This window comes from Armatimonadota bacterium, from assembly GCA_016125185.1.
GTDB lineage: Bacteria > Armatimonadota > Fimbriimonadia > Fimbriimonadales > Fimbriimonadaceae > Fimbriimonas.
Genome location: WGMG01000011.1, coordinates 96,595 through 113,611, shown reverse-complemented (window position 1 = coordinate 113,611; position 17,017 = coordinate 96,595). Strand labels below are relative to the sequence as shown.

The window sequence follows — 17,017 nt, the reverse complement described above, 5'->3', positions numbered from 1 at the left end:
CCTCGTCCTGCGGTCATGGTAACCTGCGGTCGAATGAGCTCGCCGCTGAGATTGATTTGCTGGTTAACGATGACTCTTTCAGCCACAACCGCGTGGGGCCAATCGACCATGACCAACATTCCGCACCTTCGCCAAGCCGGAGCGACGAAGCAGCTTATCGTGAACTCCAAGCCGTTCCTGATCCTAGGCGGCGAACTCGGAAACTCCAACGCATCTGACCTCAAGCAACTCGACGGCATCTTTGCCAAGCTCCACGGCATGAACCTCAACACTGTCATGCTTCCGGTGTACTGGGACCGCATCGAGCCGGAAGAAGGAAAGCCCGACTTCAGCTTGGTCAAAGGCGCGATCGAACTCGCCCGAAAGCATGACCTCAAGCTGGTCTACCTCTGGTTTGGGACCTGGAAAAACAGCATGTCTTGCTACGCGCCAAGCTGGGTCAAGCGCGACACCAAGCGATTCCCGCGGGTTCGCCTCGCCAACGGCGAAGCGCAAGAGATCGTGTCCCCCGCCAGCGCCCAATGTCGGAACGCCGACGCCAAGACCTTTGCCTCCCTGCTCGCCTGGACCCGCAACTTCGACTCGAAAGAGCAGACCGTCGTGATGGCGCAGGTCGAAAACGAGATCGGCATGATCCCCGACGCCCGCGACCACTCTCCCGAATCCGAAGCCATCTACCAGGCCAAAGTGCCGTCCGTCCTTACGATGAAGCTGGAAAAAGGCGAACTCGGTCCCGAGGTTCAAGCCATCTGGGAAGCCGCCGGAAAGCGCGCCGCCGGAACCTGGGCCGAGGTCTTCGGCACCGGTCCCGAAGCCGACGAAATCTTCACCGCCTGGCAAGTCGCATCCTACACCGACCATGTCGCCAAGGCCGGAAAAACCGCCTACGACATCCCGATGTATGCCAACGCCGCCCTCATTCGCCCTGGCTACAAGCCCGGCCAGTATCCGAGCGGAGGTCCGCTTCCCCACCTCATCGAGCTTTGGCAGACCGCCGCTCCGCACCTCGATCTGCTCTCTCCCGACGTCTACTTCTCAAACTTCCCCGAGTGGTCGGCCCGCTACATGCGAAGCGGAAACTCGCTCTTCATCCCCGAAATCGCGCCTTCGACTCGCGCCGCCGCCAACGCCCTGTACGCCTACGCCAAGCACCACGCCATCGGCGTCGGTCCGTTCTCCATCGAGAACCAATCTGGCGACAAAGCGCGAAGCATCACCGAATGCTACGGCATCCTCTCAAAGATCGCCCCGACGGTCTTGGAATGTCAAGCTACGAACCGGATCATCGGCCTGACGCCGCATGTCGATTTCGACTGGAAGTCCGATGGCAAGCCTGAACGAGCCGAGCTCGACGGAATCGTCTTCGAAGCCAACTTCGACAAAACCCCCGCCGCGCCCGAAGGCACAACGACCAACCTTCCAACGCTTGGGGTTGGCCGTTGGGAGACTCCTCCTGGCGTCGCCGAAGGCTCTGCCATGATCCTTCAGACCGGCACCGATGAATTCCTTGTGATCGGAAAGGGCGTCGTCGTCACTTTTGCGCCGTCCGATGGCCAAGGCAAGGTTGGCATCGACTCGGTTCAAGAAGGAACCTTCGATGACCAGGGCCAATGGGTCGGTGGACGCTGGCTCAACGGGGACGAAACCCACCAAGGCCGGCACATCCACCTCTACGACGGCAGTTGGAAGGTCCAGCGCGTCAAGCTTTACCGCTATCGGTGAGCGCCAGCAAAGCGAACGAGCACAGCCAGTGCTCGCTCATGTAGTTGGCCTCCAGGTGCGGCAGGGCCGCGTCCATCTGCGACAGAAACGCCTTGTCTGTCAGCTCGCGAATGGCGGGCATATGGAGCCCCAAAATCCGCCAGCACCAAGCCCGACTAAGGTTGAGCCCGTCGAGATGTCCGATCCGCCCATCCGTCCGATCCGAAACATCGACTGGAGCTAGAAGATTGTCGGGCAAGTTCGGCAGAAAGTGCTCGAACCATTTAACAAACTCGCCAGGAGGCAAAATCTCCGCCATCAGAACCGCTTCGGTGAGGGTCGGTGACAAGAAGTCCTCGCCGCTCGGCTCCAGCCAAGGCGCCGCCGAATCGTTGCCAAATCGACTCTTTGCCCAGTCGACGACAAGCTCGTGTCCATCTGAATCAAAGACATGAAACCAGCGCCGCGCATGGATCAGCGCGAAGGCGGTGTTGGCATGCGTGCCCGCTCGGATCGGATAGGTGAGGCGCGGCAGGTAGTCCTTCAAAAGATCGGCGATGAGCCGGGCCAGCGGTTCGAGTGTGGATGCGCCGTCGGTCGTCTGGAGCCACATCTCCTGATGAAGCGCCAACAGCCACCCCCAACCATACGGCCGCTCGAATGACGGATTTTTGGTCAGATATTCGACCTCGCCCCGAACAGCGTCCGCCGTAAAGACTGTCACCGCTCGATCATAAATTTCGTGGGAAAGGGCAGGCTGCAGCCGGGCGATTCGAAAAAGCTGCCACCACCCATGGACGCAACTATGCCAGTCAAAGCTGCCGTAAAAGATCGGATGTCGCTCAGATGGCGTTAAGGTTTCCGGGCCATAAAAGAGGTGGCTCATATGGTACGGATACTTTCGCCCAACATGACCAAGGGTCGAGTTAGAAAAGCGGCGGGCAAGATCGGGCGACAACATAACTAGAGTCAAGATTGTACGCCTTCATGGCCAAGCGTTCTATCAATAGCCCTAATGCAGACGACAGGATATTGCTAAACGAGAATGGTAATATCCGTCCATGATCTCCCTCAAGCTGAAATCATTGTCGATGGCGGCCGCCTTTCTTGCCGCGACGGTGCCCGCTCAGACCTCGATCACGCTCGATCTGACCAAGCCGGGCCATAAGGTCAGCCCAATGCTTTACGGTCTGATGACGGAGGAGATCAACCACTCGTACGACGGCGGACTCTACGCTGAACTGATCCAGAACCGGGCGTTCAAAGACAACCCGCGCACCATCCCGCATTGGACGCCGGAAGGTAACACCAAGCTGTCGCTCGACCACGACACCGCCCCGACACCGGCCCTTGGCGTTAGCCTCAAGATGGAAGGCGACGGCACGCTTGGCGTCGCCAACGACGGCTACTGGGGCATCCCCGTCTGGCCAATCACCGATTACCGCGTTTCGCTCTTTGCCCGCGCCGCCACCAGCGAGGACATCGAGGTTTCGATAGAAAGCGCCGACGGAAAGGAAATCTATGCGAAGGGCACGGTGAGCGGCGTAGTCTCCAAGTGGAAGAAATATGAACTCACATTGACCACGAAAGCGTCGTCTCCCAAAACGGCGGACGCCCGATTCGTCGTTCGCGCCAAGGGCGGCCCCGTTTGGCTGAGCCTCGTTTCCCTTTTCCCGCCCACCACCAACAACCGTCCGAACGGAACTCGCCCCGACCTCTTGAAGCTGTTGAAGGACATGCAGCCGAAGTTCCTTCGCTTCCCCGGCGGCAACTACCTGGAGGGCAACCTATTCAAGGAGCGATTCGACTGGAAGAACACGCTGGGCCCGCTCGAAGATCGGCCCGGACACCAGTGCCCATGGGGCTATCGCTCGTCGGACGGTCTCGGTTTGCTGGAGTACATGAACTGGATCGAAGACATGAACGCCAAGCCGGTGTTGGCGGTCTTCGCCGGTTACGTCCTCCGTCGCGACGTCATCGAAGCCGGTCCCGAGTTGCAAGGCTTTGTAGAGGACGCCCTCAATGAAATCGAATATCTGACGGGAAGCACGAGCACCAAATGGGGAGCCCGGCGCGCCAAGGACGGACATCCCAAGCCCTTCGATTTGCAATACGTCGAAGTGGGCAACGAAGACGGGTTCGACGAAACCGGTAGCTACGAAGGCCGCTTTGCCCAGTTTTACGACGCCATCAAGAAGAAATATCCCAAGATCAAGGTCATCTCGACGACGGGCGGCAAGGACTGGCTTGGGGTCAAGTTCCCCATCAACATCCGGCGACCCGATCTGGTTGACGAGCACTACTATGCCAGCACTTGGGACATGATGGCGATGGCCAGCAAGTACGACGACTATAGCCGCCGAGGACCGCGGATTTTTGTGGGTGAATGGGCCTCGCAGGACGTTCCCGAACCGTGGACGAACGCGGGGCAAAAGGGACCGACCCCAAATTTGAACTGTGCGCTCGCCGACGCCGCCTTCATGACGGGCATGGAGCGAAATTCGGACATCGTCGAGATGTCCTGCTACGCGCCGTTGCTGGTGAACGTGAATCCCGGTGGACGCCAGTGGGCAGTGAACCTGATTGGCTACGATGGCCTCACCAGCTTTGGTTCGCCTTCATACTATGCCCAGCAGATGTTCGGCGAGAACCTCGGCGACAAGACGATCGTCTCGACCGACTCCGGCGTGCCAACCCAAAGCAACGGCAAGCAAACCATCCCCGCTCTGTTCCACGTCGCCACGATGGACAGCAAGACAGGCACGATCTACCTGAAGGTCGTCAACCCGCAGTCCACGTCGCAGACCGTCGATTTCGACCTCAAGGGAATCTCGAACGTTCGGTCATCGGGAACGCAGATTCAACTTGCGGGCGCTGACCCGAAGGACATGAATTCGATCGCCGATCCAAAGAAGGTCGCACCGGAAACGACGACGATCTCCGGTCTCGGGTCGAAGTTCACTCGGTCCTTCCCCCCGTACTCCATCACCGTTCTCAAGATCGAAACCAGGTAGGCACGGGCCCACGGTCCTACCTGGATTGAATGTGCGAGGCGGCTTCAAGTACGATGGTAACAACTAGGGGTTTACCAATGACAAAGCCGTCTCCGTATCTCATCGCTCTCGTCCTCGTCTGCGTCGCCTGCGGCGGCGGAGGGTCCTCGGTCACCGAGCCTGGCCTGCTGTACTACAACAACACCAACGTCGTTGGCTCCTCCCTCATTCACCGGATTCCGAAGGAGGGCGGCACGATCGTCGATGTCCCTGGCACCGTGGCTCAATTCGAGTCGAGCATGGATCAGATTTACGACAACTATTCCAGCGACAGCAACGGCAATATCGTGAAGATCGTCAATGGTGTCGGCATCAGCCTGACCTCATCGACCCAAGACTTCCGCCCTTGCGTGAACCCCGGCGGCGACGCCATCGCCTTCGTCTCTAGCCGAGACGGCAATAATGAAATCTACACGATGTCAGGCACGGGATCGGGTCAAACCAACGTGAGCAACTCGACGGCCAACGACTCCTTCCCCGCAATTAGCCTGGATGGAACCAAGGTCGTTTTTACGTCCAACCGCGACGGCAACGACGAAGTCTATATGGTCAACTTCAACGGGTTGAATCTGACACGTTTGACGAATAACTCGGCCGATGACATCACGCCCGCCTTCAGCCCCGATGGAACCCACATCATCTTCGAATCCAATCGTGGTGGCACGTACCAAATCTACCAAATGGATCTGACCGGTGCCAACGTCACGCAACTGACGACCGACGCAACCGACAAATTCCATGGATCGTTCGATGTCGATGGACTGGGCATTTACTACTACACGGCAAACGGCACGCGCCAGGTGTGGCGATGCAATGCCGACGGCTCTAATCCGGTCCAGCTAACCAACGGTACAACAGATTCAGACAAGCTCGCGACCTGGGTCTACTGATCCAGGTTCAAATCGGGACCAACGGACCAGCAAAATTGCTGGTCATGCATTGTGAATTCTCAGATCGCTTGGAGAAATACTGCCCCGGGTTTATACTGGCGTTTTTGGGGTTTCCAATATGAATAAACACCTTAACCTTCTTTTTGTTGCCGGAGGAATCCTCGCGACTTCGACATCTTTCGGGCAAATGGGTCCGAACTCGACTTACTACCTTGGGGCCGGAAACAATCTCTGGACGATCCAGGGCACTTCGGACGCCTCGGCTCCGACCGTTACCAATGGCGAGTTCAACCTTGCGGTGGATGGCGATATTCGCACGACTCAGTTCCGAAACTCGGGCGATGGAAAGCAGTACACCCTAGGCCTGAGCCCCACCGGAACCAGCTATAGCGGTACTTGGTCTGGAATCTTCGACGGCACCACCGACGGACGCAGCAACTACACCATCGACTGGGACTCCAGCCGCGTTCTGTCTTACGACCGCAATTGGCAGGGCGAACAGACGATGTTCACGCTGGGAAGCGGCGGGAGCGGCGAGTACCTCGGCATCACCTACGATGGTTCGGGCGGTTTGTACGTCAGCCAGTGGAACGGTGGCATGATCGAGCACTACACGATGGGCGGCCAGTTGCTCGGCAGCTTCGATACCGGCTTCACAAACCTGACAGCGCTGGCGATGGATTACTCGACCGGCACCCTGTGGGTCGGATCGCAACAGCACCAAGGCCAATTCGACGAGTACACCACGAGCGGTACTCATCTGGATACCGTCATCTTCGGTGACATGGTGGTGGCCAACACCCTCGGCGGCGAGTTTGACCTCGGCAGTGCGGTTCCCGAACCGGCTTCACTGGCCGTTCTCGGCTTCGGCGCGCTCGCTCTTCTTCGACGAAAACGAGATAAATAGTCTTTCTGTATTCGCATGTGGGCTCGGCGTCTGGGCTAACTGGGCGCCGAGCTTTTTTTGTTTCGGCATCATCAATTCCCTCCTGGTAACCTGGCGAGGATAGGGCGGCCATGGTGATCCTCTGCGCATCCATTTTGCTAACCGGGGCGATGCTCAGCGTCCGTCCCTCTCCGGTCATGCAAGCTCAAAACGCCAAGAATCCGATCATCTGGGCCGACGTTCCCGATCCATCGATCGTGCGAGTGGGGCACGACTACTACATGAGCAGCACGACGATGCACATGAGCCCCGGTGTGCCGATCATGAAGTCGCACGACCTGGTGAACTGGAAGCTGATCAGCTACGCCTACGACGTGCTGGACCACACCGATGCCCTCGATTTGCTGGACGGAAAGAACGCGTACGGCAAGGGGTCTTGGGCCAGTTGCATCCGCTACCACCAAGGAACGTTCTACGTCAGCACCTTTTCCTTCACGACCGGCAAGACCTACATCTATTCGACCAAGTCGCCCGAGAAGGGTCCGTGGAAGAAGATCTCCTTCTCGCCCGCCTTCCACGACCATTCGCTTTTCTTCGATGACGACGGCCGCGTTTACCTCGTGACCGGCGCGGGCGACATCCGTCTGGTCGAGCTGAAGTCGGACCTGTCGGGGGCCAAGCCGGGCGGCGTGGATCAGGTCATCGTTCACAACGCCAGCGCGGTAGCCGGTGGCGAAGTCGGCCTTCGCGCCGAGGGATCGCAGATGTTCAAGGTGAACGGCAAGTACTATCTGTGGAATATCACTTGGCCAAAGGGCGACATGCGAACCGAGATCGTCCATTGGGCGGATTCGATCACCGGTCCTTATGAGGGGCGGGTCATGTTCCACGATCAGGGCGTGGCCCAGGGCGGGATGATCGACACGCCCGACGGCAAGTGGTACGCCTACCTCTTCCAGGATCATGGAGCGGTGGGCCGAATTCCGTTCTTGGTGCCGATGAAGTGGGTCGACGGCTGGCCCGTCGTCGGCGTCGATGGCAAACTGCCCGACTCGCTGGACATTCCGGCTGGACCTTCGCTCGGAGCGTCTGATATCGTCGCGAGCGACGAGTTCAACGAGAAGACGCTACCGCTTGCGTGGCAGTGGAACCACAATCCCGACGACGACCTTTGGTCGCTTTCGGCTCGCCCAGGCTTCTTGAGGCTGACGACGGGACGAGTGGATGATGAGGTGGTCCACGCCCGCAACACCCTCACGCAGCGCACGTTTGGCCCAACCTGTTCGGGCACGACTTTGTTGGACGCAAGCGGTCTGAAGGATGGGGACATCGCCGGGTTGGTCGCTTTGCAGGGCAAGTACGGCTTTGTCGGCGTTCGCCGGTCGAGCGATGAGCTGTCGGTCGTTATGACCAGCGCCGAAAGCGGCAAGCCGGTCGAGGTCCAAAGCATCCCTATCTCGGTCAAGCGCGTGTATCTGCGGATCGACTGCGACTTTCGCAACCGCGCCGACCTCGCCACGTTCTTCTATAGCTTGGACGGCAAGGCCTGGAATCCCATCGGCGCACCGCTCCACATGCGATACGACCTCTCGCATTTCATGGGCTATCGGTTTGGGCTGTTCAACTTCGCCACCAAAACCCCGGGCGGCTCGGCCGACTTCGACCGGTTTCATATCGGGTCGGGTCATTGAATTCCTGCGCGCGATTTTCATCAATTTGCGTAGAGTTGAGGCATCGGAGTCCGGCCAATCTACTCCAATCGTGCTGACCAGGCAAACCAAAGATAAAACTTGAATCAACGGAATTGACGGACCTCAATTTTCATTGTCGCCGAGTATGATTTAATTCAGGAGTTAAAATTGCAATGCAGCTGACCATTATAGACAATTCGACTATTACTGCAGTACAGAGGCTTGCGGGGACCGCTCCAACAAGATCGACTAAGAATACGGATGGTGACATTGCTGCCTTAGAGACATTTATACAATCATTGCTATTCAGTGACTTGGTTTGCTCGGTCGACGACTATAAATCTCAATACAGGGAGGCTAGAAAGAACGAATTTCCATTCGTTCATCAACTAAATATCCCTGACCTTGACTTAAAAGCCGTCTCCAGACAAGTTCAACGAGATATTCAGGCGCTTGATCGGACAATTTCAGAAGGAAAGATTGAAGGTGAACTGGCCAGAGTTTTAACGTCTCTCGGGGTCCTAACTCACTGCGCCTGGGAGATGTCTAACAGTACATTTTGGCTACAGTTATATTTGATCTCGAATCCGGATGTAGATTCCAGCAGCATGACGCTATCGCAAGTGTTGGCAGGTCTAAATGATACGACATACAACAACGATTTTTTCTGGTCTGAGAATGTGAACATAAAGACACACTCGCAAACAGGCGCACTAACTTCAGGATTTAGAGCCCTAATTGCTGCCATGTCATGGTTGATTGGCAGAGTTAGATTTTACGAAAGTGCTGCAAATTCTGTTCCGGCGAGCCTAGCGCTGCATCCTGTTAGGCATGGATATTTGGCATATAGGATTTGGCAAGATGCAAATGTCTCGGACCACTTGAAGACAAGGCTCCTAGGTCTCCTGGGTAGTAATGCAATCAAGAGCATTGCCACCTCCGTGACTCTGGAGCCTGAGTATGTAGATCTCCCATTGCCTTTTTTTACGGCGTGGCTGGCTAATCAACGAGCAGACGTGCCTTCAATGATCCAATTAGCTTTGGAACTAAAGGTTGATTCCGATTTCAGAGCCTTTCGAAGGTACATTTCGGTTATTGACAACGACTCGAAAGGTCTAAAAAATGTTAAGGGGATTGAAGAAGACATTCGACGAAGCGTGGATCGTTTTATGGGGAAATACTCGGTTAGGGGTCTAAACCCTACTGGGACAGCAATATTTAAGCTCGCAGACTCGGCTACGAAGTTGCCTCTAAGCTCATTTCTGGGGTTGCTTGAGTCTCTAGGGAATTTCGAAAAGGAAGTAGCTTCAGGTATGGGACTTTTTCGGCGAATTGCACACGATCTGACCGAGATTCCTAGATGGGGGGCACTAAGAGATCAGCTTGGCAAGGACGTCATGCTTGATGAAAAGGCGGTGTACGATCCTAAAGAAATTGCCCCAAATGAGCTGGATCGAATATTAAGTTTTCGCAAGCCGATGACGTAAATCCGTTTATTTGATTTGCATTAAGTGTCCGAGCTGCAGATTCAAGTAGCCTCGGATGACATGCGGTTCATGCCTGAGTGTTAGGGCCAAACTCCAGTCGGTTGGCAAAGGCAAAGAAACTTCACGATCAGACAAATTGGGTGTCACGTCAAGTAGCACAGGTTAGATTTCCCGCCTACAGACTTTGACCTATAGAATCAGCCCTAATATTCTTCGGTGGAGTCGAGGGATACCGCTTCGCCAAGCTACCCTAACGCCCTCCTCAGCACGCCGAAATCCCGTATAGTGACACTATGCTCGGGATTCTTGCCTTGCTCGCCGTCCAGCAACCCCCTTTTCGCCTCGCCTCGGACGGCCTGCATGGGTACATCAACATGCGCGTGCAGGACCCGCCCGAAGAGTACGGCTACGGTGTCAGCCTCTATTCCGCCGCGTGGCCGTTGCTCAAAAGCCCCATCGCCAACTTCCAAATCGGCCTCGCCTCGACCTGGATACTGCCCGATAACCGAAACTTCAAAGAGCCATTGGTGCCGCACGGAACCGTGGCCAGAGACTCGATGCCCGAGCGCGGACCGAGCTTCTGGACCGTTTTCCAAACCATCGAAGGCGGCCTCGGATTCTGGGCCAGCAATCGCTACATGGATTCGACGGCCAAGTTCCGCATGAACGGATCGACCGACGGCTACAACCACGAGGTCTCGACCCCCGGCTGGGACTTCTACGGACGCCCGCTTCCCGCCGACTACATGGGCATCGCCCAACTCAGCTCGCGAATCCTGGTTCCGCCCGACGGCGTGACCTTCGACAAGGACACCTGCGGGCAGTTGTTCGGCTACGCCTGGATGGCCCTCCCGCTGTTTGCTCCCAAAACCGAGCCGGTCGCCACCGGTAACCAAACGTGGACCGTCTTCTTCAATGCGTCCAACTTCCGCGGCCCGGTCGCGTTCTACCTGCCGTCGGCCTGGTCGAAGATGTCCGAGCGGTACCAACCCGCCGTTGGTCGGGGCATGGATGCTCTGCGCGGCACCGCCCAAAGTGGAGCGATCGAGATCAACACCGTGCCGCAGTTCATCGACCAGGCGGCCGACGCGACCGAGTACAGCCGCATCCCGGAGCTTCAATTTCCGTGCGACAAGGACGGCCAAACCGTCCTCATGCACAACATGACCGCGTACTCCAAGAAGGCGCTTTGGGACCAGGTCGAAGGGTGGATGAACGGCGGCAAGATGCCGAGCGGAACGTTCCAGCCCGACGGCGCTTTCGTGCCCAAAGTCACGGCCAACCCGCTGAAGGTGACGCAGAACAAAAATGAGCCCATCAACGGCGTCGATCAGTGGACAAAGACCGTCGCCCTCGACGACCACACGTTTGGCCTCCAGTGGACGCCCAAGGCCATTTCGCCTTGGAAGCAAGGCGTAGAGAAAGCGTCGTTTCCAAACTATTTCCGCCGCGTTGGCCACACGATGGAAGCCATCGACGAATGCGTGGTCCCACGGACAACTAGCCTGATTGGGGCGAAGTTCCCCGCCGCCAACAAGACCAAATCCTACGTCCCTTCTGACAATGGCGAAGGCGTTTGGATGCACCCTGGCCCCAAAGCTGGGCCCTTCCAGGCGAAGCTCGCCGACGGAAGCGTCGTCACGTACTACTGGTATCGATTCGTCGATCAGCCAACTCTCCAGCACGAGCACCTCAGTGAGGCCGAAAAGGCAAAGCTCCAGGCGATGGTCGAGAAAATCCATCGGAATTGGACGCCGGACAAGCAGTACATGGCGCCGCCCAAGCGCGGCAAGCTCGCCACCCTCGATCCCGCGCTCATCGTCAAGCCACCCAAAGGCTTGGAGGTCGGCTACGTACCCGTGGCGTTCCGCCAAGACCCAGCCAAAGGTTGACGAACGCGTCATTTTCCGATTCAATAGAGAAGTCCATGCCTGACCACGCCGACGTGCCAACACCGAAAGTGACCCGAAGAGATCTCATCGCCGGAGGAATCGCCATCGCCACCTTGAACCCATCCGATCTTCTCGCCAGCCTTGACGCCAAGCCCTCCAACCTGACGTTGTGGTACGAACAACCAGCCGCCAAATGGACCGAGGCTCTGCCCATCGGCAACGGTCGCCTCGCCGCGATGGTGTTCGGTGGCATCCAGCACGAGCGTCTGGCCCTCAACGAAGGGTCGATATGGGCCGGTGGTCCGCGGTGCTACGACAACCCCGAGGCGTTGGCGGCTCTGCCCGAAATTCGCCGACTGATCTTCGATGGCAAGTACCACGAGGCCCACGACCTGACTCAGCAAAAGTTCATGGGCACGCCGATTCGCCAGGCTCCGTATCAGCCGCTGGGCGACCTGCTCATCGAGATGGGCCACGGAGACCAAGCCCAAAGTTATCGCCGCGACCTCGACCTCGATTCCGCAGTCGCGACCGCTTCCTACTCGATTGGCGACGTTCGATACTCTCGCGAAGTCTTCGCCAGCCATCCGGCCAACCTCATTGTCGTGCGCCTCACGGCATCGAAGAAGGGAGCCCTCAGCTTTTCGGCGAGGTTCAAAACTCCGCACGTGGCCTCGACCTCGGCACGCGATAACCTGCTTCGCCTGCAAGGCAAGAGCAGCGAGCACGCCGGGATGCCCGGCCAGGTCGAATTCGTCGGCCTCGCTAGGGTCCAACCGCAAGGCGGAACGATGTCGCTGGATGGCGACCAGATCGTCGTTCGCGACGCCGACTCCGCCGTCATCCTCATCTCGGCAGGCACCAATTACGTGTCCTACGAAGACCTCACTGCCGATGCCGAAGCCATCGCCAAACGGCACCTCACGACCAAATCGTACGACGCTCTGAAGAAGGAGCACATCGCCGACCATCGGCGTCTCTTCCGGCGCATGGCGCTCGATCTTGGCCCCGTCTCCGCCGAAGCCACGGACAAGCGGATTCGAAACTTCGCCAAGGCCAGCGACCCTGGTCTGGCCGCCCTTTACTTCCAGTACGGTCGGTACCTGATGATCGCGGGTTCGCGTCCTGGCGGTCCGCCGCTGACCCTCCAAGGGCTCTGGAATGAGAGCATGACCCCGCCGTGGGACAGCAAGTACACCATCAACATCAACACCGAGATGAACTACTGGCCCGCCGAAACCTGCGGCCTGGGCGAGTGCCACGAGCCGCTGTTCGACCTTCTCGGCCAGATGTCGAAGACCGGCGCGAAGACAGCCAAGACCCAATACGGCGTCGATGGTTGGGTGGCCCACCATAACACCGACGGCTGGCGCGGCACCGCCCCGGTGGACGGCGCAACCTGGGGCATCTGGCCGATGGGCGGCGCATGGTTGAGCACCCATCTGTGGCAACGCTACCTCTTCTCCGGCGACAAAGACGAGCTCGCGCGCCACTATCCCATCATGAAGGGGATCGTGACCTACTTCCTGCAGGCGATGGTGCCCATGCCGGGCACGCCGTACAAGGTCACGTGCCCGTCCATGTCGCCCGAACACGAGCATCATCCGGGCGTTTCCATCTGCGCCGGGCCGACCATGGATAATCAGATCATCCGCGACGTCTTTAACGGCTATGTGGGAGCGTCGAAGGCGCTCAACCAAAACCTGGATTCGCTGGGTGAGGTCGAAGTCGCCTTGGGGCAGATTGCGCCGAATCAGATTGGCAAAGCCGGCCAACTTCAGGAGTGGATCAACGATTGGGACATGGAAGCCGTCGAACTGACCCACCGCCACGTTTCGCACCTCTACGGCTTGTTCCCTAGTGGGCAGATCAGCCCCGCCACCACCCCCGACCTCGCCAAAGCCGCCCGACGAACGCTCGAGATTCGCGGCGACGCGGGCACCGGATGGAGCCTCGCTTGGAAGATCAATTTCTGGGCTCGTTTGCTCGATGGCGACCATGCTTACAAGCTGATTCAGGACGCTCTCCACCCCGCCGAAAGCGGCGGGAGCGGCGTGTACCCCAACCTCTTCGATGCCCATCCGCCGTTCCAGATCGATGGCAACTTCGGCTTCGCCTCCGGCGTGGCCGAGATGCTTCTGCAGTCGCACGCGGGTGCGCTCGACCTCTTGCCCGCTCTACCTTCGGTGTGGCCGAAGGGTTCGATCAAAGGGTTGCGGGCACGCGGCGGATTCGAAGTCGATCTCGCCTGGAGCGACGGCAAACTGACCTCGGCGACCATCAAGAGCTTGTGGGGTACGGAAGCCAAAGTTCGCTACGCCGGGAAGGAAACGACCCTCAATCTGCGAAAAGGCGCCTCGAAAAAGCTGAATAGCGACCTCCGATAACGCCATCGGTATTACAATATCGGAATAACCATGAAGCTGACGACCATCGTTGTTCTCGCTCTGCTCGCCGTCACCTCGATGGCCCAACAGCAACCCCGCCAAATCGAGCTTGGGCCCGACGACAAGGCCGCCTTCCCGCACGCACCCGAGGGTTTCGACCAGCCGAAGGACGGCATCGAGCACGGCAAAATCGACGCCGTCGAGTACGAATCCAAGTCGGTCGGAACCACCCGCAAGCTGGTCGTCTACACCCCGCCCGGATACGATGAGACGAAGAAGTACCCAGTCCTGTATCTGCTTCATGGGATCGGCGGGACCGAGCGCGAGTGGCTGGATAGCGGTGCCGTCAACGTAGTCCTCGACAACCTTTATGCCGACAAGAAGATCGTCCCCATGATCGTTGTGATGCCGAACGGCCGCGCCCAAGCCAACGACCGGGCTGAGGGCGACGTCTTCAAGACCGCACCCGCTTTTGGCGTGTTCGACAAGGACTTGTTGGGGAGCGTCATTCCGTTCATCGAGTCCAAATACCCGGTGATCGCCGACCGCGATCATCGCGCTCTTGCCGGCCTCTCGATGGGCGGCGGACAGTCCCTCGACTTCGGCCTGGCCAACACCGACACCTTCGGCTGGGTCGGCGGCTTTTCGTCGGCACCCAACACCTTTCCGCCTGCCAAGCTCGTCTCGGATCCCGATAAGGCGAAGACGCTTCACTTCCTGTGGGTCTCCTGCGGAGACAAGGACGGCCTCATCGGCATCAGCCAAGGCGTGCACAAGTACCTGAAGGAGAAGGGCGTCCCGCACATTTGGCACGTCGATTCTGGCGCGCACGAATGGCCGGTCTGGAAGAACGACCTATACCTGTTCACGCAGAGGATTTTTGTTGAGAAGGGCGGTTAGGCCCTCCGTTCCAATATAATCAGAGCATCATGGCTTCGGTTCCGTCCGTCCTCCGGTGTTTTGCCGGGGTTTTGGTCTTTGGCTCGCTCCCTCTCCCGCTCTCGGCTCACGATGAGCCGGCGCATGCCGTCTTCGCCGACGGGCAAGCCCAGGTCGTCCCCGAGTTTTCGAACCCGGACGACTACATTCGAGAGTATCTGTGGGTCGAAACCGACTTCGATTCCGATCATGACGGTAAGAAGGATCGAGTTCACGTCGACGTGATTCGCCAGAAGCAGACGCAAACCGAGGGCCTGAAGGTGCCGGTGATCTACGAGTCGTCGCCGTACTTCTCGGGAACCGGCGCGGGCGACATCAACTGGGACGTCCACCAGGAGTTGGGAGACCCTTCACCAGTACGAACCATTCATCCGAACATCGGCTTCAATCCAAACCGAACGATGATCTCCAACGACCTCGTCGGCGCGTGGGTCCCGCGAGGTTTTGCCGTCGTCCACTCGGAAGCGCCCGGCACCGGGCTCTCGACCGGAAGCCCCACCATCGGCGGCTACCCCGAGCGATATGCCCCCAAGGCCGTCATCGACTGGCTCAATGGCCGGGCCAAAGGTTACACGACGGTTGACGGGAATGAGGAAGTAAAGGCGACTTGGTGTACCGGCAAGGTCGGCATGACCGGTACTTCGTACAACGGCACCATTCCCATCGCGGCGGCGACTACCGGCGTGAAGGGCCTGGAGTGCATCATCCCCGTCTCCCCCAACACGTCTTACTATCACTACTATCGCTCGAACGGGTTGGTGAGGAGCCCCGGCGGCTACCTCGGCGAAGACGTCGATGCACTTTACGACTTCATCAACAGCGGCAATCCCGCAAACCGCGACGTCAGCAATAAGCTCTATCGCGATGGCGAACTCGCCAAAGGTCAGGACCGACGCACGGGCGACTACAACGAGTTTTGGGCTGGACGCGACTTGCTGAAGTACGTCGGCGGCATCAAATGCGCAGTCATGATCGCCCACGGATTCAACGACTGGAACGTCGTCCCCGAGCATAGCGTGCGCATCAGCGAGGCGATCAAAGGCAAGGTTCCGCTCATCCAATACTTCCACCAAGGCGGGCACGGCGGCAACCCTCCGTTCGAGTTGATGAACAAGTGGTTCACCCGCTTCCTGTATGGCGTCAAGAACGGCATCGAAGACGGTCCAAAAGCCTATATCGTGCGCGAAGTCCCGCCGGGAACGCCGCGTAACCGGATGCCAGGTCCGACGCCTTATGCCGATTACCCCAATCCCGAGGCCAAGCCGGTCACTCTGTATCCGTCCGGCAACGGCGAAGCGGTCGGCTCGCTTTCGACTCAGGCAGTAGGGGCCAAGGGCGACGAATCCCTGACTGACGACGTCGACATTAGCGCGCCTGATATGGCCCTCGCCGATGCCTCGCCAAACCGTCTCATCTTCGCGACGCCTGAGCTTAAGGCGCCGGTCCACCTCTCTGGCTACGCCCAGGTCACGCTCCGCTTGGCTTCTAGCAAGCCGGCGGCAAACCTGTCGGTGTACTTGGTGCAACTGCCTTGGACCAAGGGCCCGATCGGCACCGACAATCTCATCACCCGCGGCTGGGCCGACCCTCAGAACTACCAGTCGCTCACCAAGGGCGGGGACTACCATTCGATGCTCCCCGGCGTTCCCCTCAAGCCAGGCGAATTCGTGAATCTGACCTTCGATCTGGAACCCGACGATCAGATCATTCCGGCGGGCAAGCGCATCGCCCTGATGATTCTGTCGAGCGACCACGACTTCACGCTGTATCCCAAGCCGGGAACCAAGCTGACCGTTGATCTGGCCAAGACGAAGATCACGCTTCCGCTGGTTGGGGGCGACAAGTCACTCGTCGAAGCCTTGAAGGGCGTGACTCGATAAGTCCAGAATTGCTCCGGCCCTAGCGAATACGAGGGTGGCACGGGTAACGACATCTGCGACATAGTCGTTGGGAGTTACCCGTGCTATCGCTCCTCCTTCGCTCTCAGTCGTGCGTCCTGTTGGGACCATAGACTTTCGCATTCAGTCTTCATCTGTTCAAGGATCGCCAGCAATCTCTACACGGATTCTGGTCAAATATCCCAGATTATTG

The 17,017-nt window shown here is 58.4% G+C and carries 11 protein-coding genes; 10 read left to right on the top strand and 1 reads right to left on the bottom strand.

Features of this window, described 5'->3' with window-relative positions:
• Nucleotides 1-15: 15 nt before the first annotated feature.
• Complete coding sequence (locus GC165_20500) at nt 16-1,722, top strand: beta-galactosidase (protein MBI1335250.1); 1,707 nt, start codon at nt 16-18, stop codon at nt 1,720-1,722.
• Here the strand turns inward: GC165_20500 and GC165_20495 are convergent.
• Nucleotides 1,700-2,662, bottom strand: coding sequence for a DUF2891 family protein (locus GC165_20495; protein ID MBI1335249.1), 963 nt, complete (start codon nt 2,660-2,662; stop codon nt 1,700-1,702). The two genes, GC165_20500 and GC165_20495, sit on opposite strands and share 23 nt — an antisense overlap.
• Nucleotides 2,663-2,762: 100 nt before the next feature.
• Here GC165_20495 and GC165_20490 point away from each other — a divergent pair, with 100 nt between their 5' ends.
• The 9 genes from GC165_20490 (at nt 2,763) to GC165_20450 (ending at nt 16,806) form a co-directional block, all read left to right on the top strand.
• Nucleotides 2,763-4,715: an alpha-N-arabinofuranosidase gene (locus tag GC165_20490; GenBank protein MBI1335248.1), complete on the top strand. Its 1,953-nt coding sequence runs from the start codon at nt 2,763-2,765 to the stop codon at nt 4,713-4,715.
• A gap of 29 nt (nt 4,716-4,744) precedes the next feature.
• On the top strand, nt 4,745-5,644 hold the full coding sequence (locus GC165_20485; GenBank protein MBI1335247.1) for a DUF5050 domain-containing protein: 900 nt from the start codon (nt 4,745-4,747) through the stop codon (nt 5,642-5,644).
• 118 nt (nt 5,645-5,762) lie between these two features.
• A complete protein-coding gene (locus GC165_20480; GenBank protein ID MBI1335246.1) occupies nt 5,763-6,551 on the top strand; it encodes a PEP-CTERM sorting domain-containing protein in 789 nt (262 codons plus the stop codon).
• Between the two features lie 110 nt (nt 6,552-6,661).
• The gene (locus GC165_20475; GenBank protein MBI1335245.1) at nt 6,662-8,221 is read left to right on the top strand and encodes a family 43 glycosylhydrolase; all 1,560 of its coding nucleotides are present in this window, start codon (nt 6,662-6,664) and stop codon (nt 8,219-8,221) included.
• A 173-nt stretch (nt 8,222-8,394) separates the two neighbouring features.
• Entirely contained in the window at nt 8,395-9,708 is a 1,314-nt protein-coding gene (locus tag GC165_20470) for a hypothetical protein (GenBank protein ID MBI1335244.1), read from the top strand.
• A 293-nt stretch (nt 9,709-10,001) separates the two neighbouring features.
• Complete coding sequence (locus GC165_20465) at nt 10,002-11,600, top strand: hypothetical protein (GenBank protein ID MBI1335243.1); 1,599 nt, start codon at nt 10,002-10,004, stop codon at nt 11,598-11,600.
• A 35-nt stretch (nt 11,601-11,635) separates the two neighbouring features.
• On the top strand, nt 11,636-13,987 hold the full coding sequence (locus tag GC165_20460) for a glycoside hydrolase family 95 protein (GenBank protein ID MBI1335242.1): 2,352 nt from the start codon (nt 11,636-11,638) through the stop codon (nt 13,985-13,987).
• A 30-nt stretch (nt 13,988-14,017) separates the two neighbouring features.
• Entirely contained in the window at nt 14,018-14,887 is an 870-nt protein-coding gene (locus GC165_20455) for an esterase family protein (GenBank protein MBI1335241.1), read from the top strand.
• Between the two features lie 29 nt (nt 14,888-14,916).
• On the top strand, nt 14,917-16,806 hold the full coding sequence (locus tag GC165_20450) for a Xaa-Pro dipeptidyl-peptidase (protein ID MBI1335240.1): 1,890 nt from the start codon (nt 14,917-14,919) through the stop codon (nt 16,804-16,806).
• Nucleotides 16,807-17,017 lie beyond the last annotated feature (211 nt).

Bases quoted from the DNA above. Each gene is read 5' to 3' on its own strand.
- GC165_20475 (MBI1335245.1), top strand. From the start codon at position 6,662: ATGGTGATCCTCTGCGCATCCATTTTGCTAACCGGGGCGATGCTCAGC.
- GC165_20490 (MBI1335248.1), top strand. From the start codon at position 2,763: ATGATCTCCCTCAAGCTGAAATCATTGTCGATGGCGGCCGCCTTTCTT.
- GC165_20470 (MBI1335244.1), top strand. From the start codon at position 8,395: ATGCAGCTGACCATTATAGACAATTCGACTATTACTGCAGTACAGAGG.
- GC165_20485 (MBI1335247.1), top strand. From the start codon at position 4,745: ATGTGCGAGGCGGCTTCAAGTACGATGGTAACAACTAGGGGTTTACCA.
- GC165_20450 (MBI1335240.1), top strand. From the start codon at position 14,917: ATGGCTTCGGTTCCGTCCGTCCTCCGGTGTTTTGCCGGGGTTTTGGTC.
- GC165_20465 (MBI1335243.1), top strand. From the start codon at position 10,002: ATGCTCGGGATTCTTGCCTTGCTCGCCGTCCAGCAACCCCCTTTTCGC.
- GC165_20495 (MBI1335249.1), bottom strand. From the start codon at position 2,662: ATGTTGTCGCCCGATCTTGCCCGCCGCTTTTCTAACTCGACCCTTGGT.
- GC165_20455 (MBI1335241.1), top strand. From the start codon at position 14,018: ATGAAGCTGACGACCATCGTTGTTCTCGCTCTGCTCGCCGTCACCTCG.
- GC165_20500 (MBI1335250.1), top strand. From the start codon at position 16: ATGGTAACCTGCGGTCGAATGAGCTCGCCGCTGAGATTGATTTGCTGG.
- GC165_20460 (MBI1335242.1), top strand. From the start codon at position 11,636: ATGCCTGACCACGCCGACGTGCCAACACCGAAAGTGACCCGAAGAGAT.
- GC165_20480 (MBI1335246.1), top strand. From the start codon at position 5,763: ATGAATAAACACCTTAACCTTCTTTTTGTTGCCGGAGGAATCCTCGCG.